The organism is Kastovskya adunca (assembly GCF_059505785.1).
In genome coordinates, this window is the sequence record NZ_JCACLG010000045.1 from 1 (window position 1) to 20765 (window position 20765).

The window sequence follows — 20765 nt, forward strand, 5'->3', positions numbered from 1 at the left end:
GGGGTCTGGTACATTTTTGCAAGAGGTCTAGTGCCAACTTACTGGGGTTATTTCTATGCTACCTGTATTGTTTCCCCCTCCCGATTGCCTTTCCCGACCTTTGTTATACGGATTTCCGTCGTCTAGTCAGGGCACGGTATACCATGCACCTACTCAAATTTCTGCAACGTGCCTGTTGATTATGCGTTAATTTAGCTGAATAGTATTCCCTAGTTATCTTTTGAGGCTCCACCGTGCCTAAGCGTATCCCTTTATTCTCTCTTCTTGTTCTCCTAGGCTTACTGGGCGTGCAAGCACCGATTCTTGGACAGGCGCTTGTTCCCTATACTCCACAACTTGATTCCAAGGAACTAGAGCAGCAAGGCCTAAATCTGGCGCAGGATGCGATTCAGCTAGCACGCTTTCAGCAGTATGAACTGGCTGTTCCCAGAGCGCAGTTAGCAACGCAGCTTGCCCCAAAGAGCTTTCAAACCTGGTTTATTTTGGGAAGTTTATATGTGCAGACTGAAGAACTAGATAAGGGAATTGAGACGTTAAAACGCGCTCATTCTCTAGACCCTAAAGAAGCAGGTGTCTTGTTTTCTTTGGGTTCTGCCCATTTTCAAAAAGGCGAATATGACCAAGCAGTTAGTCAGTTGCAAGCGGGGTTGAAGATCAAACCCGATGTCCCCGAAGCGTTATTTGATTTGGGGAACTCGCTCTATATGCTAAAACGCTTCCCTGAGGCGATCGCGCATTACGAAAAAGCTGTTGCTCAAGAAAAGGTTTTTTGGCCGGCGATTAACAATATTGGACTGGTGAAGTACGAACAAGGTGATGTGAAGGCGGCGATCAAACATTGGGAACAGGCGATCGCTATTGATGGCGAAGCGGCTGAACCTCAGTTAGCTGTTGCCGTCGCCCTTTATGCTCAAGGTCAGCGCGAGAAAGGGTTGGCTTTGGGAGAAGCGGCAATTCGCCTAGATGGCCGCTATGCTGACGTGGAGTTTCTCCAGGAAAATCTCTGGGGCGATCGCTTACTAAGCGCCACTAAAACATTCCTACAAACTCCTCGCATCCAAGCGACTATTGCCCAAAGCGGAACACCACCGATGCAAATTGAGATGAGTCCTGAGTGATCTATTTGTTTTTCTCCCCCCGATCCCCCCTCCCCCATCGCCGCAATCAAAGATCTTTGTGGGAAAAACTTGCCGAAATTGCCATTAAATAGTACACATGTACGTAATGAGTAATTAGCCATAGCTGATCACAACTCGCCAACTCAGTAGGGATAAGGCACTGCCCTTGTCCCTACAACTTACCGACATCAAACGGCAACGTTTCCCGCTCACTAAATCTAATGTTCAATGAACGTTGAGAAAAACGGCGGACACGCAAATGCAGATCTTGAGGGTTGCGGCAGGTAACCTGCCGCAGGGGTTTTCAGGCGGACACGCAAAAAATACCAAGAGGCTGGTGGTTGCGGTGCAATGTTTGGGATAGCCTATCCCAACAAGCCCTTACTCTTTAGGTAGTAGTGCCATGATTTGATCGACAAACTGTTGATGATCGACCACAGGCTTGGAGATGTAGCCATCTGCACCGCTTTGTTTGAGAAAGCTTTCGCGATCGCCCTCCATGGCGTGAGCCGTCACCAAAATAATCGGCAAATTTGAAGTTTGGCTATCCGCTTTCAACATCTGTGTAATCTTAATGCCATCAACCGACTTGCCTTTGTAAACACTGTGGGCGAGGGAAACATCCATCAAGATAATGTCAGCCGCTCCCGACTGAGCAATTTGCATCACTTCTTCCACATCTTCGGTATGTTTCACATTCAAGCCGCCCCGCTTGCTGAGAATCTTAGAAAAAACACGAGCATTGATGGGATCGTCTTCTACAATCAGAACGGTTTTCATGGGTGTCATCGAGGAATCGTCTTCACGCAAAAGCGCAATAGTTGTATTAAGTCTGACAGGGACTTTGTGATATTGCCATCCCCAAAGCGAGCCGTCAGCACTCTCAGGTCAGAAATTAGGAACTAGAACTCATGGCAAAACAACTGAACCTGCTTGCAACTGGTCAGGTTATCCCCACCGCGTTACACGCAGAGATGCAACGGTCTTATCTTGAATATGCCATGAGTGTAATCGTCGGGCGTGCCTTACCCGACGTTCGCGATGGTTTAAAGCCCGTGCATCGGCGGATTTTGTATGCGATGCACGAATTAGGCTTAACGCCAGACCGTCCTTATCGAAAGTGTGCCCGTGTGGTTGGGGATGTTTTGGGTAAGTACCATCCCCACGGGGATCAGGCAGTGTATGACGCTTTGGTGCGCTTGGTACAAGAGTTTTCTAGCCGCTATCCCCTCCTGGCAGGTCATGGTAACTTTGGCTCGGTCGATAACGACCCTCCGGCGGCAATGCGTTACACCGAAACGCGTTTGTCTCCCCTGAGTCACGAGGCAATGCTCTCGGAAATTAGCGATGCCACCGTTGATTTTATCGACAACTTCGATAGCTCTCAGCAAGAGCCGATAGTCCTTCCTGCCCAGTTGCCGATTTTATTGCTCAATGGCTGTTCCGGGATTGCCGTGGGGATGGCGACAAATATTCCCCCCCATAACTTAGGCGAAATTGTCGATGGTCTGATTGCGTTGATCGACCGTCCCGACTTGCCCGATGAAAAGCTCTGGCAGTTAATTCCTGGCCCTGATTTTCCCACGGGTGGGGAAATTGTTGAGATCCAAGGGATTCGGGAGGCTTACAGCACGAGTCGTGGCAGCATTCCCATGCGTGGGGTGGTGAACATTGAGGAAGTGCAAGGCGGTCGGGGACGGCATCGGCGTCAGGCAATTATCGTCACAGAGTTGCCTTACCAGGTAAATAAGGCTGGCTGGATCGAAAAAATGGCGGACTTGGTGAACCAAGGACGCTTGGAGGGCATTGCGGACTTGCGAGACGAAAGCGATCGCGAAGGGATGCGCGTCGTCATTGAACTCAAACGGGATTTCCAACCGAGAAGCGTCCTGAAGCAGCTTTACAAGCAAACTGCCCTGCAAACGAACTTTGGGGCAATTATGCTGGCTTTGGTGGACGGACAACCGCGCCAGCTAACGCTACGGCAGCTATTAGAAGAATTTCTGCGCTTCCGCGAACAAACCCTGACCCGGCAGTACAACGACGAACTCCAGCAGGACGAAAAACGTCGGCATCTAGTCGCAGGAATGCTGACCTGTTTGGGGCAGGTAGACGCCGTGATTGATATCCTCAAAGCTGCCCCCGATGGCACAACGGCTAAAGTTTCCCTACAAGAACGGTTAGACCTCAGCGAAATACAGGCGGACGCCATTCTCGCTATGCCTCTGCGTCGGATTACAGGCTTAGAGCGACAAAAATTGCAGACGGAGTTTGATGAACTGACGGTACAGATTGAAGCATTACAGCGCTTGCTAGGCGATCGCCAAGAACTGCTCAAAGCGCTGAAAAAAGATTTGCGATCGCTCAAGCGTAAATATAGCGATCGCCGACGCACCAAAATCCTGACTAAATCCGCTAGGAGCAATAGAGACGCCAAAACTCAAGACTCACCCTCCAAACCTCAGGACGCACAACAAAAACCTCAGGACTTACTTCTTGAAGAACCAACCCCTGAAGCAGAACCCGTCCTGCTGGAATTTACTTATAAAGGTGCGGTGCAACGACAGCGCCCCACCTCTGACAAAGCCCCTAACTCCTTTAGGAAAAAAGGCGATGGCATTGTTGTTGAGACACAACTAACTCAAACTGACCAAGAACTGATCCTGATTACGGTTACAGGCAAAGCCTACAGCGTGAAAGTGCAGGATATTCCCCCCATGATCGGGCGAAAATCTGGCGTTCCCTTAGCCAACCTGCTGCCAGAATCTGCCCAGCCCGATACCGTTGTTACTCACTTCCTGCTTCCTGATGCCCCAGAAAAGCGCGACTTAATCTTGCTCTCACAAAACGGTAAAATTAAGCGCTTATCTGCCTCTGAACTTACTAACCTCACCAGTCGTGGATTGACGTTGATTAAGCTCAAAGAAGACGACCAATTGCAATACGTCAGTCTTGCGGAAGCTGGAGAAAACATCGTTATCGCCACCAGCAATGGTCGGCTGCTGCGTTTTGAAATTAACGACGAACAACTGCCGATCATGGGACGCACCGCCCAAGGTAATCAAGTCAGCCGCTTGCGGCGTCGGGAGCAAATCGTCGGCTGCGTAACCCTGAAGACAGCAGATGATCTCCTGCTAGTGACTCAACAGGGATACGGTAAGCGCCTCCCTGTCGCTGGCATTCGTCAAGCCAATCGCGGCGACCTCGGCACCCAAGCGCTGCAATTTAAAACCTCCGCTGACACTCTCAAAGCCATGCTTCTTGCTCAGCCGAAGACGGAAATTATTTTGGCAACCAGCACAGAACAGATGGTGCATGTACCGATGAAATCCGTCAAGTTATTGAACAAAGATGGCGCGGGTTCGCAGTTGGTGAAACTTAAAGCCGGGGAAACGATTGCAAAAGTTACTGTGGTAACGGAGGAGAATTCTTGAGAAGAAGGAGTGTTGAACGCTTCCCGGAAAGGCTGTGGATGCTCTCCACGCTAGGGGGACTCTAACTAAACGGAACAGCGATCGCTCCTTGGCTCACTAGCACAGACGAGCCACCCACCCGAATTGCTACGATATCGCCATCTTGTTTATCGGCTTCCACCTGTAGCAAGCTAGGGCGTCCCATCTCCCATCCTTGTTCTACAACCCAACGCAATGTACCGTTAGTTTCGTCGCGACGACTGCCCAAATACCCGGCTAGGGCGGTGGCGGCGGCTCCTGTGGCGGGGTCTTCATCAACCCCCAACGCCGGGGCAAACATACGCGATCGCACATTTGATCCTCTTAACTCGGTGTCATCGGTAAACACATACACATGGGGTGCCCAATAGTCGGCGAGTACTTGCTGCCACTTTTCGCGGTTGAGTTGAACTCGCTGTAAGACAGAGCGATCGCGTAAGGGTACAAACAGAAATGGCACCCCACAAGAAACCGCCTGTACTTCCCCGTCTGCTAAAAAGTCAGTGGTTTCGAGAGACAGCACGGCGGCTAAAGCCTCTATAGACGGAGGCGCGGCACCAAACTCTGGCATTTTTGCCGCACTCAGTTCCGAGTAAACGGGTTTACCCCCCTCAGCGCGAATTTTAACAGCGATCGCTCCTACTTCTTCTTCTAAGACAATCGTTGTCTCTTCCCCGGTGAGGGAGATTTCTCCCGTTGCGGCTAAAACGTAGGCAGTACCAACGGTGGGATGTCCAGCAAAAGGAAGTTCAACCCTTGGGGTAAAGATACGCAAACGGCGGTCATGTCCTGGGGTCTGGGCTGGCAGCACAAACGCCGTCTCCGAGAGGTTAAACTCCCTGGCAATCTGTTGCATTTGTTCGGTGCTGAGTCCTTGAGCATCGATTAGGACGGCAAGCTGGTTGCCCCCAAAGACTCGATCTGTAAAGATATCAGCCGTGTAGAAACGGTAGTGTTTGAATTCCATTTTTCCTCTCTTACCCTCTGGGTTTTTCCATCAAAATTAACAGTTTTGCCGAAATTCCTAGAGTAGTTCACCAATAGCACTAAAATAATTTGCTCAAGCCGCTCATTCGACAGCCGACTTCCTAGCACCGCCCCAGAAAAAGCGGTAACAACAGCTCCAGCAATCAGGGCAAACACAGCAGGTAACAAAGTGAGAACAGGCTGAAATGAAAGTGTTCCGATGCGGGTTGCCAGTGCTACGGTAATGGTGACTAAGCTGACGGCGAGATTCAGGGGTATGGCTTGGCGGGCAGAATACCGCAAGGAACCGACTAAAACGGGCAGCCGAAACTCTGCACCACCTAAGCCCATTAGCCCACCTAACAGCCCAATCGGCACTGCGCATAGAGGAATGCCAGTCGCGGGCGGGAAAATGAATGATTTTGCTTAATGCTCACGGCTAAGGTACAAATCGAACAGTCAGTCAATTATCTAACGCTCGCATCAAGGGTACTATTCATCGTGGCGCAGGTTGTTCTAGAAAATGTTTATAAAAGCTTTCTCGCGCGTCAGGGCGAGCCAACCGCCACTCCCGTAACGGCAGAACCTTTACTCTCGCCTACTGATGAAGCGCCAGCGATCGCCTTTGACAAACCTGCACAGCAATCACCCACCAGTGTCAATGTTTTGCGGCGAATTAACCTCAGTGTAAAAGATGGCGAGTTTATGGTGCTGGTGGGACCTTCTGGCTGCGGGAAAAGCACCTTACTGCGCGTGATTGCTGGGTTGGAAGACCTTACAGGCGGCAATATCTGGGTGGGAGAGCAGCGAGTTAATGATTTACCTCCCAAAGAACGGGACATCGCCATGGTGTTTCAAAACTACGCCCTCTACCCCCACTTGACGGTTTATGACAACATCGCCTTTGGGCTACGGCGCACGCAGAAGCCTGGAGACATGGCACCCCGCCGTTCCCGTAATCAGTCTAGAGCGATTGAGATGAGGGTGCAGGAGTGGGCAGAGAAAGCGCTAGTGTGGATAACGCGATCGCTTCCTAAAGGACTGCGGTATCTTTCTGAGCCGGAAAAAGCGGTTGACGAGCAGGTGCGTACTGTTGCTCAGTCATTACAAATCGAGCCGCTGCTGAACCGATTGCCAAAAGAACTCTCCGGCGGACAAAAGCAACGAGTAGCACTAGGACGGGCGATTTCCCGCAACCCGCAAGTGTTTTTGATGGATGAGCCTCTATCCAACTTAGATGCCAAACTCCGCACCGAAACCCGCTCTAATATTGTGAAACTTCAACGTCAACTGGGGACAACCACTATCTACGTCACCCACGATCAAACCGAAGCGATGACAATGGGCGATCGCATTGCGGTGATGAATCAAGGGCAAATTCAGCAAATTGCCCCACCTTTAGAACTCTACAACCACCCGGCTAACCAGTTTGTGGCAGAATTTATCGGTTCTCCGCCGATGAATTTCCTACCTGTTCACTTCAAAGCCCCCCTACTGATCACTCACCCTCAGTTTCGCTTCACGCTTTCAGAAACCTGGGAAACGGCACTGCAAAAGTACGACGGGCAACAATTAATCCTCGGCATTCGCCCAGAACACTTGCAGATTGCGCCTCCTGCTCCCAAAAACTTGCTGGTACAAGTTGAGCTGGTAGAAGCTTTAGGTAACGATACTTATCTATCCGCCTGTCTCTGCGAGACTAGCACGACCTTACGGGTGCGAATTCCACCGGAGCGAGCGGTGAAAGTGGGTGAGCAACTTTGGCTCTCGATGCTACCAGACAAGATTCACCTGTTTGACCCAAAAACCCAATTGGCGATCGCCTCACAAGTAGCTGATTAAAATACTAAATTTATCGTTTTTTGTCAACCCCGGCTGTTGGGATTACAGGTTTATAACCTCAGAGGGATAGATCCTAGCCCGAAATCAGTTACATTTATTTACATAGAGCAGCGGTCAAGCAACGAAAGCTGCAAGAAAAAATATTCGCAAAGAAACAGTTAACAACAAAAATGACTAACTTAAACAACTCCCCCAACCAACCGATTATGAATCCTGAAGAGCGCAATGCTTGGAAAGGTGGCTTCAGCCCTCAAGCTGAAATCTGGAACGGTCGTCTGGCGATGCTCGGCTTTGTAGTCGCTCTAGCTATCGAACTTTCCTCTGGTCAAGGTGTACTGCACTTCTGGGGCTTGCTGTAAGACGGTTGCGCCATAAAAATTTAATCCAAATGATTGGGGATGCCTTTAGGGGTGTCCCCAGTTGTTTATGTAGCGGTTGAGGAGATGGGTAAGGCGATCGCAAATTCTGTTCCTTGACCGACTTCAGAGGTAACACTGAGTTTACCACCATGTTTCTCCTCCACAATCTGACGAGCAATAGACAACCCTAAACCCGTACCTTTGCTAGCCGCTTTTGTAGTGAAAAACTGCTCAAATGCCTGTTGCTGCACCTCAACGGGCATCCCTTTACCATTATCGGCAATGCGAATAACGGCAAATTCATCGCTTCGTGTTGTCTGAATCCGAATCTGAGGCTTAGGGGGTAAAGATTCTTCGAGAACATCAATTGCATTAGCAAGCAGGTTCATAAATACTTGGTTCAGCAATCCTGGATAACATTCCACTTCCGGTAAATCGCCATAGTCCTTGATGACTTCAATTGCAGGAGATTGGCACGCCCTCTCAGCACTTGGCTTGCTGATTCCCTTCATCCGATAACGCAAAATAGTTAGGGTACTCTCCAGCCCATTATGCAAATTAATCCGTGCCCTATTTTTTGTATCAGAACGCGAAAAAGTCCGCAGAGAAATCGATATATCCTGAATTCGTTCGGCACTTAATTGCATCGAACCCAGTAACTTTGGCAAATCTTCCAGCGTAAACTCAACATCAATATCTTTCAGGGTTTGTTGGAGCTTTAATGTCGTTTCAGGACAAAACTGTTGATAAAACTCAATTACCTTAGTCAGCTCAGTCACATACTCAAACGCTGGGGCTAAATTACTCGCAATACATCCAATTGGATTATTGAGTTCGTGGGCAATCCCTGAAACTAATTGTCCCAAAGTAGACATTTTTTTACTCTGCACTAGTTGTAAATGGGATTGTTGTAAACTCTCTAAAGCTTGTGAGAGTTCAGCCGTTCGTTCTGCAACCCGTTCCTCAAGGGAGTCTTTCCACTGTTGGAGTTGTGCGTTTTTCTCTTCTAGCGCTTTAGTCAACTGTCGTAATTGCAAATGTACGTTGACTCTAGCAATCACTTCCTGTTCTTCAAAGGGTTTAGTAATGTAATCTACAGCCCCTAAAGAAAGTCCTTTGACTTTGCTGTCTGTATCTGCCACTGCTGTCATAAAGATGACTGGAACTGCCTGAGTCAATGGATTTGCTTTCAAGCGGGCACAGGTTTCAAAACCATCAATCCCTGGCATCTGCACATCCAGCAAGATTAGTTCAGGAGTCTGCTGAGCAGCAATATTAATAGCACTAACTCCATCCATTGCTACCCGTACTTTCAGTTTTACCTGTTTAAGGGATTGAGAAAGTACCGATAAATTAGTTGAGTTGTCATCTACGATTAAAATAAATCCTGTCGGATGCTCATGCATGGTTAATACTTTAAAAAGTTATGTAGTGGGATTAAATTGTTTGAGTAAAGCCGCTAATGAATTGAGTTCGTAGTTTTCAGCCAGTTCTAAAATTTGACGAACAAAGGGAGTGAGTTGAGCATCACATTTGGCAAGTTGCTGTGCTTCCTCAACAATTCCATCCAAATCTCCCATTTCCACTTGCTCTTGGAGGTGTTGTAATATCTCTGGTGAAGGTAAAATTAGAGAATCCAAATCGCTTTGTGGAATAGCGGAAGCCATTGCACCGGAAGATGCAACCTCAGTGTCATAAATCCATTCCAAGTTGAGGTAGTACTGGATAAATTCTAGGAGTGTTTCAGCCTCGATGGGTTTGGGTAAAAATTCATTCGCACCCGCCGCTACACTTTTAAATTGATCCGCTTCAAAGACACTGGCAGAAGAGGCGATCGCCGGAATTTCTCTAAACTGCGATAACTGTCGTAGATGTCTCAGCATCTCAAAACCATCCAACACAGGCATTACCAAATCAGTAATAATCAGGTCAGGACAAACCTTTACTGCTTTGTCTAAGCCTTCCTGACCATCAACGGCTTCAATCACTTCAAAACCAATCAGTTCCAGCAAACTCACTAGAACAGAACGGTTTTCCCAACGGTCATCAACCACCAAAATTTTCCGTAAGGCTCCCTGATAGCCAACAATAGTTCCGTGCTGAACCACCCGAGAAGAGTTTGCCCAGTTTTGCGCTTCCGGTAGTTCCACCTCGAACCCAAATTTGCTACCTTTGCCAAAGTCACTCTGGACTTCTAGGCTCGTACCCATCAGCAAAGCAATTTTTTGACTAATGGCGAGTCCCAACCCAGTTCCTTCTGCTTGTCTTTTAGTATCTCCAACCTGCTCAAAGGGTAAGAAAATTTTCTCTAGCTGTTCTGAAGTCATGCCAATTCCCGTATCTTCTACCAAGAAGCGAACTCGATAAACAGGAATTGAATTTTGCACAGGTGCGGTATCTGCTTGGGTAATCACTTCAACTTTGAGAGTGACACTCCCCTGATCGGTAAACTTGATCGCATTGCCCAAAAGATTAATCAATAATTGCCGCAAGCGCTTTTCATCAGCACGAACGCCAGTCGGCAGGTTTGTGTCTATTTCGTCAATAAAGGTAATCCCTTTTTGCTCAGCACGAATGCGACAGATTTCCGCAACACCTTGTAAGAAAGCCGGAAAGTGAAAGTCGCTCTGATTCAATTCCATTTTCCGGGCTTCAATCTTAGACAAATCGAGGATATCGTTGATCAGCATCAACAGATGAGAGCCGCACTGATGGATGATGCTCACCCCTTTAAGCCCCTTTTCCGTCATCGGTTCGCTGCGTTGGAGAATTTGGGTATAGCCCAAAATCCCATTTAGAGGCGTGCGTAACTCGTGACTCATATTGGCAAGAAATTCACTCTTAGCTTTGTTGGCATTGTCAGCCGTTTCTTTTGCAGATTGCAGTTCTGCGGTGCGTTGTTCCACTCGCCGTTCAAGTTCTTGGTTAGTTTTTTCCAATGCGGTGAAAGAGTCCCGCAATTGCTGCGCCATGCGGTTAAAAGATTCAGCCAGAACATTGAGTTCTTTGACCCCTGTGGATGCAATGTTTTGCTCTAATTTCCCTTCCGCGATCGCTTCAGAAGCCTGACTCAGCCGCCGAATCGGTCGAGCAATCCAGCGAGAGGTATAAAAGCCTAAAATCGTTGCCAGTCCCAACGCCCCTAAACACAGCAGAATTGTATTGGCTGTGTTGGCATTAATTTGTCCCATAAAATCAGATTCGGGCATGGCAACAACCACCAACCAATCCAATCCCCATTCATCTTTCCAAGGTGCCACTTGGACAAATTGGCGCTGACCCTGCACCATGAACTCTAGTTGCTGACGCTCTTGAATCACCTTGAGACTGCCAAAGTGGTTTTTCAGGTATTGAGAGGTTGCTTGAATTAAAGGATCTTGGCTTTCTACGCCTCGCAAGCGTTGGGGGAGTTTATTCACTAGAGAGAACACAGGCGCATCGCTGGAATTAGCGACTAAAAAACCATTGCGCTCTAGGATAAAAATTTTACTGAAAGGGCTAACTTTGATTTGGCGTAAAAAGTCCCCGATTTGGGAAAGGCGCTGTTCGACCCCAACACTGCCAATTAGCTTGCCGCTTTTGTCGTAAAGGGGCCAACTCGTGGCAATAGAAAGCGGGTAATTGTTGGTTTCCCACTGATAAATCTCGCTCCATCTGGGCTGACGTGTTTCAATTCCTTTGGCATACCAGCCTTCTTTTTGATACTGGTAATTTTTAGTAATTTCAAATAGCTCAGTGGCTTTGCCTTGCTCATTTGCAGTGTAGTTGTGGAGGTCAGCGTTGCCGTAGCGTTTGGGTAAAACTAAGCTGATATCGGGGGTGCCATGGTGGGGTATGGTTGCCTCGCGATAGTAACCAGAGGCGATAAATTCTCCCGTTGGAGAGCCGAAAAGGATGTATCCCACGTTGTAGGTTTTGACTTGTTTGAAGAAAAATTGCGCCAGTTGGTCGGCATTTTCCAGGTTGAGCAATTCTAGGTCTATCTGTTCGCCATTAATTTGGGTTAGATAGCGAGTTGCAGAGGCATAGCTATCGAGGTGTTGGTTGACTCGCTGACTGACCTCAGTTTCTAATCGGGCGGCTAGTTCGTTAACAGCTTTTTGTCCATTCCGCAGTGATAAGTAGCCTGTCAGTCCTACCGCCGCAAAGATTTGCAGGATAAAAGGAACGACTAATACAGCCCGCAAGGGGATTTTAGTGGACTTTGACAGCATGGCACTAAGAACTATTTAGCCTAGGGTATACGTCTTAGAGTTCCCAAGTTGGGCGCATAACCACCTGTCTACTCTAAAATCTGTACTTATTGCTACAAAAAGTCACAAAAGCGATCGCGCCACCGTTTTCCAGTCATGGCACCACAAAAAGGGCATTGCCGATCAAGGGATGAATCCCTCCGTCACAGTCATTGAAATACGAAGCTTTGAGGTCGTTTCAAACCGTTAAAATAGAAGTAAAGTGTTGCTGAAACATCTATATTAGAGCGCTTATGACGACTGCTACACTCGCAAAAACCAAGTATGAAGCAGTTATTGGTTTAGAAACCCACTGCCAACTCAGCACTGAAACTAAGATTTTCTCAAGTTCCTCGGCAAAATTTGGTGATACTCCCAACACCAATATCGACCCCATTTGCTTGGGGCTGCCAGGAGTTTTGCCTGTATTGAATCAGAAAGTTCTTGAATATGCGGTGAAAGCGGGTCTTGCCCTAAACTGCCAAATCGCCCCCTACAGTAAGTTTGACCGTAAGCAGTATTTTTATCCTGACTTGCCGAAAAACTATCAAATTTCTCAGTACGATTTGCCGATTGCTGAGCATGGTTGGCTAGAAATCGAACTTCCCGATCCCGATGGCAACCCGATTCGCAAGAAAATCGGCATTACTCGCCTGCACATGGAGGAAGATGCTGGGAAATCTGTGCATGGGGGAAGCGATCGCCTTTCTGGTTCTACCTACTCTCTGCTCGACTACAACCGTGCTGGTGTAGCACTTTTAGAAATTGTCTCGGAACCCGATATCCGTTCTGGACAAGAGGCGGCAGAATACGGTCAAGAGCTGCGCCGGATTATGCGTTATCTCGGTGTCAGTGATGGCAACATGCAAGAAGGCTCCCTGCGCTGCGATGTCAACATTTCTATCCGTCCTGTGGGACAAAAGGAATTTGGCACCAAAGTCGAAATCAAAAACATGAACTCTTTTAGTGCCATCCACAAGGCAATTGACCACGAAATTGAGCGGCAAATCGCGGCGTTGGAAGCGGGAGAACCAATTTTCCAAGAGACGCGGCTTTGGGAAGAAGGCGCTCAACGCACTGTGAGTATGCGGATGAAGGAAGGTTCTAGCGATTATCGTTATTTCCCGGAACCAGACCTGCCTCCCATTGAAGTCTCTAAAGAGCAGTTAGAGCAATGGCGCAGCGAGTTACCGGAACTTCCGGCACTAAAGCGGCATCGTTATGAAAACGAGTTTGGGCTTTCTGCCTACGATGCGCGGGTGCTGACGGATGACCGCTTGGTTGCCGAGTACTTTGAAGCAGCGGTGACGGCGAATGCTAATCCTAAGCAAATCGCTAACTGGGTGATGGGAGATATTGCCGCTCACCTCAACACAGAAAGGTTGAATATTGACGCGATCGCTCTTAAACCCCTCATCCTGGCAGAACTCGTCACCTTGATTGAAGATGGCACCATCAGCGGCAAAATTGCCAAAGATATTCTGCCTGAACTGCTGGCTCAAGGCGGTTCTGTCAAAGAATTGGTCGAACGCAAAGGTCTGATTCAAATCTCCGATACTGGCGAACTCGAAAAGATTATCGACGAAGCGATCGCCGATCATCCTAAAGAACTCGAACAGTTTCGCAACGGCAAAACCAAGCTGCAAGGCTTTTTCGTCGGACAGGTGATGAAGAAAACCAGCGGTCGCGCTGACCCCAAGCTGACTAACCAAATTCTGAGTAAGAAGCTCAAAGGCTAGTCCACCTCTTGTCGGGGCAAGAAATTTTTAGCCCCAGACCAAGAAAAATCGCATCTTCATCAAAAAAACATGAAATAGGGGGTGACACCCCTCACCCCCCTAATGCTATATTGTGATAAGTAGATGCACCCTGATGATCGGGAGAGTTACCTAAGTGACTCTCCTTTTTTTTGTCTTTACTCAAAACCCACTCCCTAGTAACTTGAGACTCTAGAGAAGCAGGAGAGCCGGGGAAGTAGTATCTTTTGCCACTTGGTATAGCAACAAATAAACAATTCTTCAGTGCTCCAGCTTGGTATAATCGCCTTTCAAACAAGGTGATGGGTTGGAGGAGGACGTTATGTCAGACTGGCAGGAAATTTCTGGTGGTGTCACCGCTCCTAAGGGATACCGAGCAGCAGGAATTGCAGCCGGACTAAAGCCCTCAGGACTACCGGATTTAGCCTTAATTTTGTCTAAGGTAGAAGCGATCGCTGCGGGTGTTTTTACCACCAGTCATGTCCGCGCCGCTTGCGTAGATTATTGCCGCCAACGCCTGCAAGCCAAACACAGTGCCAGAGCAATTCTCTGCAATGCCGGACAAGCGAATGCTGCTACCGGGGAACAGGGGTGGAAGGATGCGATTGCTAGCGCTCAGTTACTCGGACAAGAGCTGAATATTTCTCCAAACTCCATTCTCCTTGCTTCTACAGGCGTGATTGGGCAGCGAATTCCCATGGATGCTCTCAGCGCAGGCATTCCTAACCTCGTCGCCGCTGCTTCGGAAACAGGTTCTGACGCCGCCGCCAAAGCGATCGTTACTACCGATTTAGTCACCAAATCCATTGCCCTAGAAACCACCATTGATGACCGCCCGGTGAGGATTGGCGGCATTTGCAAAGGATCGGGGATGATTCACCCCAACATGGCGACGTTGTTGGCGTTCGTCACCTGCGATGCGGCAGTCTCAACCTCCCTATGGCAACAGATGTTGAGCCGCGCAGCAGATAGAAGTTTTAACCAAATTACCGTTGATGGGGATACCAGCACCAACGACACCTTGATTGCCCTGGCAAACGGTCAATCCCGAACGGCTGCGATTACAGAGATGGGAGAGGAAGCTGAGAAATTAGAAGCGATGCTGACGGCGGTTTGTCAGTACATGGCAAAAGCGATCGCGCGGGATGGAGAAGGGGCAACCTGTCTGGTCGAAGTGCAAGTTACAGGCGCAGCAGATGACGCATCGGCGCGTCAAATCGCTAAAACCATCGTGGGTTCCTCTTTAGTCAAATCAGCCATCTTTGGTCGCGACCCTAACTGGGGACGCATCGCCGCCGCCGCCGGACGTGCAGGCATTCCCTTTGAGCAAGAAGACCTGAAAATTCAGTTGGGAGACTTTTTGCTGATGGACAAGGGTCAACCCCTACCCTTTGACCGTGGGGCGGCTAGTGCCTACTTGAAGCAATCCGCCGCCGGAGCTTATTTAAAAGAGGATACGGTTTTAATCTCTGTCAGTGTCGGTAATGGCTCCGGAACCGGAGCGGCGTGGGGCTGCGACTTGAGTTACGACTACGTGAAGATTAACGCGGAATATACGACTTGAAGAGGCGATCGCCTTTCAGTATTGCTTGAGGGCAAATACAAGTCGCGGCTATAAAATTTAGCTCCCTGGCGCGGATGAGAGTCAAGGGGGCGCTTTGCTTTGAGGCATAATCTCCTCAGTTACTGCATTAGGGCTAATTTTAATATTCGACTTTTTTTGGGGAACAATTTTAGGCTCTAACCTTAGCGAGATTCTATAAACAGAAAAACGTAGTGCTTTAGATAGGCGGACTAGCCCGATCAAAAATGTATCGTTAATAACAGTTACAGAGTTCAGCGCTCAAAACACTATATGCAGTGCTTGATCCTGAATTAATGCGCTATCTGTAGTAGGTGTAGCGACTGACTCTGTAAGTTTCAACTCAAACAGAAAAACAAGAATCTTTGGAGATTTCAAAATGAATAACAATAAAGCACGGATCGCTTCCATCCTGAGTGGTAGTTTGCTGATGTTGGGAATTCCAGCGATCGCATTCGCCCAAGGCGCGCCGATGACACAAACTTTAATCGCCCAACAGCAGGAAGGACAAGTTACTTTCGGTAACTTAGTTGCCGCTCTCAACAACATTAATGCTCAGATTGGTGAACTTAATGCGCTCAACGACCTGACGGTTGAAGAGGTGCGGGTTGTAAGTGCCGACAATTTGCTCAGGGGCAGTAATATCCGGGCACTGAATAATGTACTGAACAGAAACAATGTAGAGATTGTCGAGCTACAGAATGTTCTCAACAACAACGAGATCATTAAAGATGCTCTCAATCAGAACAATGTTGCCGTTACTGACGTTATTGCAATCAACGTTCTCAGCGGCGGCGATGTCGTGGTCTTCACTCGATAGTAGCCACTTTTTACTACTAATACCAGAAGCTTTTGGTTAAGTTACTGCCCCTCTATTTCGGTACCAGATAGAGGGGCTATTTTATTGCAGCTAGCCACTTATAAATTGGCGGCTAATTCCTCTCGCTTCAGAATTACCATGTTGTTGCCGACAACCGGAGTGCGGGCAAGTAAGGTGCCTTCAGGATCGACAATTTCTAGCTTGCTAAAGTCCAACTCTTGAGAACGGCTCAACGTTTCGTCTGCCAATTTGTTTTGTTGAGCGGGTTTTAGCTCGTACCAGCGATCGCTAACGGTAACAATCAAGCGGCTTCCCTGAAAGTTAGCTTGAATCGACTGAATTAACCCCCCGGTATACTTTTCTGTGATTTCGCTGACTTGCGTTTGAATCGAGGCAATCAGGTTTTGCTCTGGAGTGAGTTCCGGTGGGGGTGGTGGTAGCTCTTTTACAGGGACTTCTGGCTTCGGTGCTGTCAGCTCTGGAGGGGCTTCAACCTCAGCGGGAGGAGCTTTAGCTTGCTGGGCGGGTGTCTGTGGTAAGAGTGCCGCTGTTGTCCACAGGATAACAACAATGAGTGCCGCGATCGCGCCTGTAATTGCCCAGTCCGATAACTTTGCATTCAAAGATTCTGGTAGGAACGAGCGAATTTTTCCTAGTACACCATCCCACAAAGTCTGAACTCTGGGGAAACTCGGCAGCACGCGATCAGTTAGTTTCGGTTTTGCTGGCTTTAACCCTTTTGGCTTAACTGGTTCCTCAACAACTGGTGCTGGAGTGGAGACAACTGGCTGCTCAGTGCGGCTTACAGGTATAGGTTCTGGTGTCGCTGTTGGCGTCTCAGTAGGCTCTGTAATTTCCTCAAACTCTACGTCTGATGCTTCTGTTGGCACATCCAAGACAGGTTCCGAGGTGGCTGCATCGAATCTAGGCGTCGTCGCTGACGGTGTAGCCGTGGGTGGAAGTTCAGCCACTGGCTCAGTCTCCAGGCTTTCCACAACACCTTCGAGTAGTCCGATAGTGCCGCGCAAGATTTTGATAGTCTGCGCCTTGAGAAAGGGTTGCTCTCGGTTTCTCATGGACTTCACCGACTCACTGCTAGTTTGAAACTTTGTATCTGACTCTTCAGTCACAGGTGGTATTTGTGACCTTTGCGGTTGTGAATTGGCTGATTCTGGCTGCTTTGGTTGATCTTCTGACATGCAATCTCCCTCCTAGGCAGCACCAATCGGCATAAATGCGGTAAATTCTTACGGGAAGCTGCCCCTACAGGACAAATTTATCACTTCTATCGACCTTGCCCGCAGTCTTGAGCTAAACGATCGCTAGGAAGAACATTAAATAGCCATGAGCATGAAACGTCGTAAATTTATTATTTTAAGTACTCTTAGTGGTTTGGGTTTAGCGGGTTTGAGCAAACTGCTCCACCGTCAAATAACTCAAAGCAGCGCTGCTAACTCAACAGACGGCGTAAACTTCGTCTCAGAATCAGGGCTAGCCACCTCAACCGACACCCTCCGCAACTCAGAACAACCTCTGCTCCGCTTTGTCTCCCTTGCTGACACGGGAACGGGTGCAACAGGTCAATACGCCGTAGCAGCGGCAATGACTCGCTTTCACCAGCTCAATCCTTATGATTTAGCCGTCCTCGCGGGAGACAATATTTACAACGACGGTGAGATCGAAAAGATTGGTGCCGTGTTTGAGCAGCCTTATCAAGGGTTGCTGCAACGGGGCGTCAAGTTTCAAGCGGTTTTAGGCAATCATGACATCCGCACCGATAACGGCGAGCCACAGGTACGTTATCCGGGCTTCAATATGCAGGGACGTTACTATACCTTCCGTCGTGGCGATGTACAGTTTTTCGCCCTTGATACCAACCACAATGCTGATTGGACAAATCAGCTTCCTTGGCTGGACAAAGAACTCAGCCGCAGTGATGCACCCTGGAAAGTGGTTGTTGGACATCACCAAATGTACTCATCCGGTCACTATGGGGTAAACCATGAGCTGATTAAAAAGCTGACACCCCTATTTCAGCAATATGGCGTTCAGTTATATATCAACGGTCACGACCATACTTATGAGCGCACGCACCCGCTCAATGGCACGACTTATTTAACCTGTGGTGCAGGGGCAGGATTACGACCCGTCGGGCGTTCTAAGTGGACGGCTCACTCAGCATCTCAGCTAAGTTTTGCGGCGTATGAGGTGTATCGCGATCGCCTAATCCTTCGCGGTATCAGCACCGACCATCGAGTGTTCGATCGAGCCGTAATTCCTCTAAAATCGGCTTAATTTATTTGTCAGATTGACCGAGCAATACAGGAACTACGTATAGGCTGACATCACCCTTTTTTGAGTATTTTTCACTCATATTTGCTTGCATGTCACTGAAATTTCACCTTGTAAAAAAATACTAATTTAATCGCTGAATTTACTCTTCAAATAATGACGCAGGTTTGCTGGAGTTCTTGCAAGCTTTGAGTGGCGACAGCGATCGCGCTAGCTAGGACATTTAGACGGAAATAGTAGACCAAGCTTTGATTGTGGTAAAACTGGGTGTGAACTGCAATGGTGACAAGTGGTTCTCAAAAGATATCGCAGCGAGCAACAGTCAATGCCTCACCCGCCATCCTATCGAATCAACTTGTCAGATGGGCAAATGAGGCTACTAGAACAGATAAATCGTCGTCTTTCAATGCAAAAAATTAAGTTGAACTGTAAAGTCATTGCCACTGCGCTGATGCTTCTAGCGCTGGCACCACAAGGCAAGGCTCTTACCCAGGAAACCTATCCTCCTATTTTTCTTTTGAGGACTCAATGTGTTGATACGGGAATTGGTAACTGGAGTCGCAGAACTGAAGATGTGGCTGTCGGTAAAGCTGTCTATACATCCAAAATGTTTGTAGGGCCAGGTGACACTAATGCCTCCCTGACTTGTAGAATTCAACCGAATACGGCAGGCATTAATTTTCAAACCTTGCAGTTAGGATTTGGAATGCGCGATAACGATGTGAATAGCCCTCCTGTGACTGTCAAGGTTTATTTAGATGAGGTTGAGGCGGTGTCTCGAAACCTTATTCCCGGACAACCCGCAGAGGTAGAACTCAATATCGCTAATATCGGCAATATTTCTCTAGAAGCTACTTGCTCTAACTCAAGGCGTTACTGCGATCGCGTTTACTTCTGGGATGCGTCTCTAGTAGCTGAACCTATGCTCCCAACTTCCAGTAAGTAATTACCCCCGTTAAGCATGGAGATTGGCTTGTTCCTGTAGCCACGGATCGACAGGCTGCCCATCTTTACGCCGTAGTTCAATTTCAATCAGCATCACCTGCTCAGAGCCTGGTGGTGCTGGTTTTTTATGAAAAATGATGTCATAGGTATTAGGGTCTTCGTTGCGCTCTGTCAGCCAATCTTGCACCTTGGTAGTAGCAAAGAAAGACTGCCCTTGCTCGAACATGCGAGTTACCTGCATCTGTAGCGTATAAGGATTTAAGCGAGGCATATCCAACTCCTTTAGCTATAGATTTCAGTGTAACTGGCTGACTGCTGAATTTTCCTCTTTCTAGGTGGCGATCGCAGAAGCCCTTTAAAGGAGCGGTAAAAGCTGTACGAGAATTTTTAGAGAAGGCTGGAATTGAGCCGCCGGGGGTGACTTAATAGTTTTATGAAATACAAAGGATATACAGCTCATCTAGAAGTAAATGAAGACGCCGGAATTCTTTTCGGTAGAGTTATCGATATTAAAGATGTTGTGACATTTCAAGGTCACACTGTTGATGAGGTGCGCGACAGCTTTCATGACTCAGTTGATGATTATCTGGAGTGGTGCGAGGAATTAGGACAAGAACCTGACAAACCGTTTTCTGGAAAACTTCCCCTTCGTACAACTCCAGAACGTCACCGCCAGATTTTCATCGCTGCTCAAAAAGCAAATAAAAGCATTAATGCTTGGATGGATGAGGTTTTAGGAAAAGCCGCCGAAGACGCGATTAAAAGGTGATGCTAGAAAAAACATCAGCCATTACTGGCGCAATTCGGCTACAAATTCATTTACCGCATCGTATTGATCGGGATGGGCAATGTAACGCAGTAATAAAGATAGGTCTAAATCTGGGAAAAATCCGCTCCTAGAAACTTCTTCATACTCAGAAGCGGCATTTAAACGAAAGACTCTCAGTTGATTAGATTTCCAGAACCAAACTTCAGGTACTCTTTTAGGTTTGTATAACTCCCGTCTGTCGAGCGTGCCACTGGTGATGATGACTTCAATTACGATGTCGGGAGTTTCTTTATCGCTGCCAATGCAGTAAGACTCATCCGGTATACCAGAAGCATATCCCGGTTCTTCTAGGGTAAATCCGCCACGACCATAGAAGCGGATACCTTTTTCTCTCATGTAGGCTTCTAGCAAATAACTTAAAGTCCTTTTCACATACTCGTGTCGCTCTCCAATCGGAGACATAATTTCCATTACCCCTGATAAATAGGAAAGCCTGACTTCTCGATGGTTTTCTAGCTGGGCTTCTATAGTTTTAAACTGCTCCCAACTAATGCCATATAGAGTTATCAGCTTTTCCTCCTGTGGTGGCGTAGCTTGTTTGTCTGCAACCGAGATAGCCATGGAAGCGATC

At 48.0% G+C, this 20765-nt stretch carries 18 protein-coding genes; 10 read left to right on the forward strand and 8 right to left on the reverse strand.

Annotation, left to right across the window (positions count from 1 at the left end; genetic code table 11):
• The first annotated feature begins 233 nt into the window (after positions 1-233).
• The gene (locus AC5JR3_RS16810) at positions 234-1118 is read left to right on the forward strand and encodes a tetratricopeptide repeat protein (RefSeq protein ID WP_495847701.1); all 885 of its coding nucleotides are present in this window, start codon (positions 234-236) and stop codon (positions 1116-1118) included.
• 381 nt (positions 1119-1499) lie between these two features.
• Here AC5JR3_RS16810 and AC5JR3_RS16815 read toward each other — a convergent pair whose 3' ends face one another.
• Positions 1500-1898: a response regulator gene (locus AC5JR3_RS16815; RefSeq protein WP_495847702.1), complete on the reverse strand. Its 399-nt coding sequence runs from the start codon at positions 1896-1898 to the stop codon at positions 1500-1502.
• Between the two features lie 131 nt (positions 1899-2029).
• On the opposite strand from AC5JR3_RS16815, the gene AC5JR3_RS16820 reads away from it, so the two are divergent.
• The gene (locus AC5JR3_RS16820; protein ID WP_495847703.1) at positions 2030-4552 is read left to right on the forward strand and encodes a DNA gyrase/topoisomerase IV subunit A; all 2523 of its coding nucleotides are present in this window, start codon (positions 2030-2032) and stop codon (positions 4550-4552) included.
• A gap of 61 nt (positions 4553-4613) precedes the next feature.
• Here the strand turns inward: AC5JR3_RS16820 and AC5JR3_RS16825 are convergent, their stop codons facing one another.
• Complete coding sequence (locus tag AC5JR3_RS16825) at positions 4614-5537, reverse strand: PhzF family phenazine biosynthesis protein (protein ID WP_495847704.1); 924 nt, start codon at positions 5535-5537, stop codon at positions 4614-4616.
• Positions 5456-5914 (reverse strand): TSUP family transporter, encoded by a 459-nt coding sequence (locus tag AC5JR3_RS16830; protein WP_495847705.1) that lies wholly within the window; start codon positions 5912-5914, stop codon positions 5456-5458. The genes AC5JR3_RS16825 and AC5JR3_RS16830 overlap by 82 nt, the downstream gene beginning before the upstream one ends.
• A gap of 123 nt (positions 5915-6037) precedes the next feature.
• Here AC5JR3_RS16830 and AC5JR3_RS16835 point away from each other — a divergent pair, with 123 nt between their 5' ends.
• Positions 6038-7378 (forward strand): ABC transporter ATP-binding protein, encoded by a 1341-nt coding sequence (locus AC5JR3_RS16835; protein ID WP_495847706.1) that lies wholly within the window; start codon positions 6038-6040, stop codon positions 7376-7378.
• Positions 7379-7548: 170 nt separating this feature from the next.
• Entirely contained in the window at positions 7549-7737 is a 189-nt protein-coding gene (locus AC5JR3_RS16840) for a chlorophyll a/b-binding protein (protein WP_495847707.1), read from the forward strand.
• Positions 7738-7802: 65 nt separating this feature from the next.
• Here AC5JR3_RS16840 and AC5JR3_RS16845 read toward each other — a convergent pair whose 3' ends face one another.
• Together AC5JR3_RS16845 and AC5JR3_RS16850 are read right to left on the reverse strand one after the other, a co-directional pair.
• On the reverse strand, positions 7803-9143 hold the full coding sequence (locus AC5JR3_RS16845; protein ID WP_495847708.1) for a hybrid sensor histidine kinase/response regulator: 1341 nt from the start codon (positions 9141-9143) through the stop codon (positions 7803-7805).
• A gap of 18 nt (positions 9144-9161) precedes the next feature.
• Entirely contained in the window at positions 9162-11951 is a 2790-nt protein-coding gene (locus AC5JR3_RS16850; protein WP_495847709.1) for an ATP-binding protein, read from the reverse strand.
• A gap of 272 nt (positions 11952-12223) precedes the next feature.
• Here AC5JR3_RS16850 and gatB point away from each other — a divergent pair, with 272 nt between their 5' ends.
• The 3 genes from gatB to AC5JR3_RS16865 all read left to right on the forward strand — a co-directional run bounded on the left by gatB (position 12224) and on the right by AC5JR3_RS16865 (position 16128).
• Positions 12224-13708, forward strand: coding sequence for an Asp-tRNA(Asn)/Glu-tRNA(Gln) amidotransferase subunit GatB (gene gatB / locus AC5JR3_RS16855; protein WP_495847710.1), 1485 nt, complete (start codon positions 12224-12226; stop codon positions 13706-13708).
• A gap of 340 nt (positions 13709-14048) precedes the next feature.
• Positions 14049-15290 (forward strand): bifunctional ornithine acetyltransferase/N-acetylglutamate synthase, encoded by a 1242-nt coding sequence (gene argJ / locus AC5JR3_RS16860; protein ID WP_495847711.1) that lies wholly within the window; start codon positions 14049-14051, stop codon positions 15288-15290.
• 397 nt (positions 15291-15687) lie between these two features.
• Positions 15688-16128, forward strand: coding sequence for a hypothetical protein (locus AC5JR3_RS16865; RefSeq protein ID WP_495847712.1), 441 nt, complete (start codon positions 15688-15690; stop codon positions 16126-16128).
• A gap of 98 nt (positions 16129-16226) precedes the next feature.
• Here the strand turns inward: AC5JR3_RS16865 and AC5JR3_RS16870 are convergent, their stop codons facing one another.
• Positions 16227-17327, reverse strand: a complete 1101-nt coding sequence (locus AC5JR3_RS16870) for a hypothetical protein (RefSeq protein WP_495847713.1) — start codon at positions 17325-17327, stop codon at positions 16227-16229.
• A gap of 145 nt (positions 17328-17472) precedes the next feature.
• Here AC5JR3_RS16870 and AC5JR3_RS16875 point away from each other — a divergent pair, with 145 nt between their 5' ends.
• Together AC5JR3_RS16875 and AC5JR3_RS16880 are read left to right on the forward strand one after the other, a co-directional pair.
• Positions 17473-18423: a metallophosphoesterase family protein gene (locus tag AC5JR3_RS16875; protein ID WP_495847714.1), complete on the forward strand. Its 951-nt coding sequence runs from the start codon at positions 17473-17475 to the stop codon at positions 18421-18423.
• A gap of 403 nt (positions 18424-18826) precedes the next feature.
• On the forward strand, positions 18827-19366 hold the full coding sequence (locus AC5JR3_RS16880; RefSeq protein WP_495847715.1) for a hypothetical protein: 540 nt from the start codon (positions 18827-18829) through the stop codon (positions 19364-19366).
• A 9-nt stretch (positions 19367-19375) separates the two neighbouring features.
• Here the strand turns inward: AC5JR3_RS16880 and AC5JR3_RS16885 are convergent, their stop codons facing one another.
• Positions 19376-19636, reverse strand: a complete 261-nt coding sequence (locus AC5JR3_RS16885; protein ID WP_495847716.1) for a hypothetical protein — start codon at positions 19634-19636, stop codon at positions 19376-19378.
• A 162-nt stretch (positions 19637-19798) separates the two neighbouring features.
• On the opposite strand from AC5JR3_RS16885, the gene AC5JR3_RS16890 reads away from it, so the two are divergent.
• Entirely contained in the window at positions 19799-20134 is a 336-nt protein-coding gene (locus AC5JR3_RS16890) for a type II toxin-antitoxin system HicB family antitoxin (protein ID WP_495847717.1), read from the forward strand.
• Between the two features lie 21 nt (positions 20135-20155).
• Here AC5JR3_RS16890 and AC5JR3_RS16895 read toward each other — a convergent pair whose 3' ends face one another.
• Complete coding sequence (locus AC5JR3_RS16895; RefSeq protein ID WP_495847718.1) at positions 20156-20755, reverse strand: Uma2 family endonuclease; 600 nt, start codon at positions 20753-20755, stop codon at positions 20156-20158.
• Positions 20756-20765 lie beyond the last annotated feature (10 nt).

Bases quoted from the DNA above. Each gene is read 5' to 3' on its own strand.
- AC5JR3_RS16815 (WP_495847702.1), bottom strand. From the start codon at position 1,898: ATGAAAACCGTTCTGATTGTAGAAGACGATCCCATCAATGCTCGTGTT.
- AC5JR3_RS16820 (WP_495847703.1), top strand. From the start codon at position 2,030: ATGGCAAAACAACTGAACCTGCTTGCAACTGGTCAGGTTATCCCCACC.
- AC5JR3_RS16825 (WP_495847704.1), bottom strand. From the start codon at position 5,537: ATGGAATTCAAACACTACCGTTTCTACACGGCTGATATCTTTACAGAT.
- AC5JR3_RS16840 (WP_495847707.1), top strand. From the start codon at position 7,549: ATGACTAACTTAAACAACTCCCCCAACCAACCGATTATGAATCCTGAA.
- AC5JR3_RS16845 (WP_495847708.1), bottom strand. From the start codon at position 9,143: ATGCATGAGCATCCGACAGGATTTATTTTAATCGTAGATGACAACTCA.
- AC5JR3_RS16850 (WP_495847709.1), bottom strand. From the start codon at position 11,951: ATGCTGTCAAAGTCCACTAAAATCCCCTTGCGGGCTGTATTAGTCGTT.
- gatB (WP_495847710.1), top strand. From the start codon at position 12,224: ATGACGACTGCTACACTCGCAAAAACCAAGTATGAAGCAGTTATTGGT.
- argJ (WP_495847711.1), top strand. From the start codon at position 14,049: ATGTCAGACTGGCAGGAAATTTCTGGTGGTGTCACCGCTCCTAAGGGA.
- AC5JR3_RS16865 (WP_495847712.1), top strand. From the start codon at position 15,688: ATGAATAACAATAAAGCACGGATCGCTTCCATCCTGAGTGGTAGTTTG.
- AC5JR3_RS16870 (WP_495847713.1), bottom strand. From the start codon at position 17,327: ATGTCAGAAGATCAACCAAAGCAGCCAGAATCAGCCAATTCACAACCG.
- AC5JR3_RS16875 (WP_495847714.1), top strand. From the start codon at position 17,473: ATGAGCATGAAACGTCGTAAATTTATTATTTTAAGTACTCTTAGTGGT.
- AC5JR3_RS16880 (WP_495847715.1), top strand. From the start codon at position 18,827: ATGCAAAAAATTAAGTTGAACTGTAAAGTCATTGCCACTGCGCTGATG.
- AC5JR3_RS16885 (WP_495847716.1), bottom strand. From the start codon at position 19,636: ATGCCTCGCTTAAATCCTTATACGCTACAGATGCAGGTAACTCGCATG.
- AC5JR3_RS16890 (WP_495847717.1), top strand. From the start codon at position 19,799: ATGAAATACAAAGGATATACAGCTCATCTAGAAGTAAATGAAGACGCC.
- AC5JR3_RS16895 (WP_495847718.1), bottom strand. From the start codon at position 20,755: ATGGCTATCTCGGTTGCAGACAAACAAGCTACGCCACCACAGGAGGAA.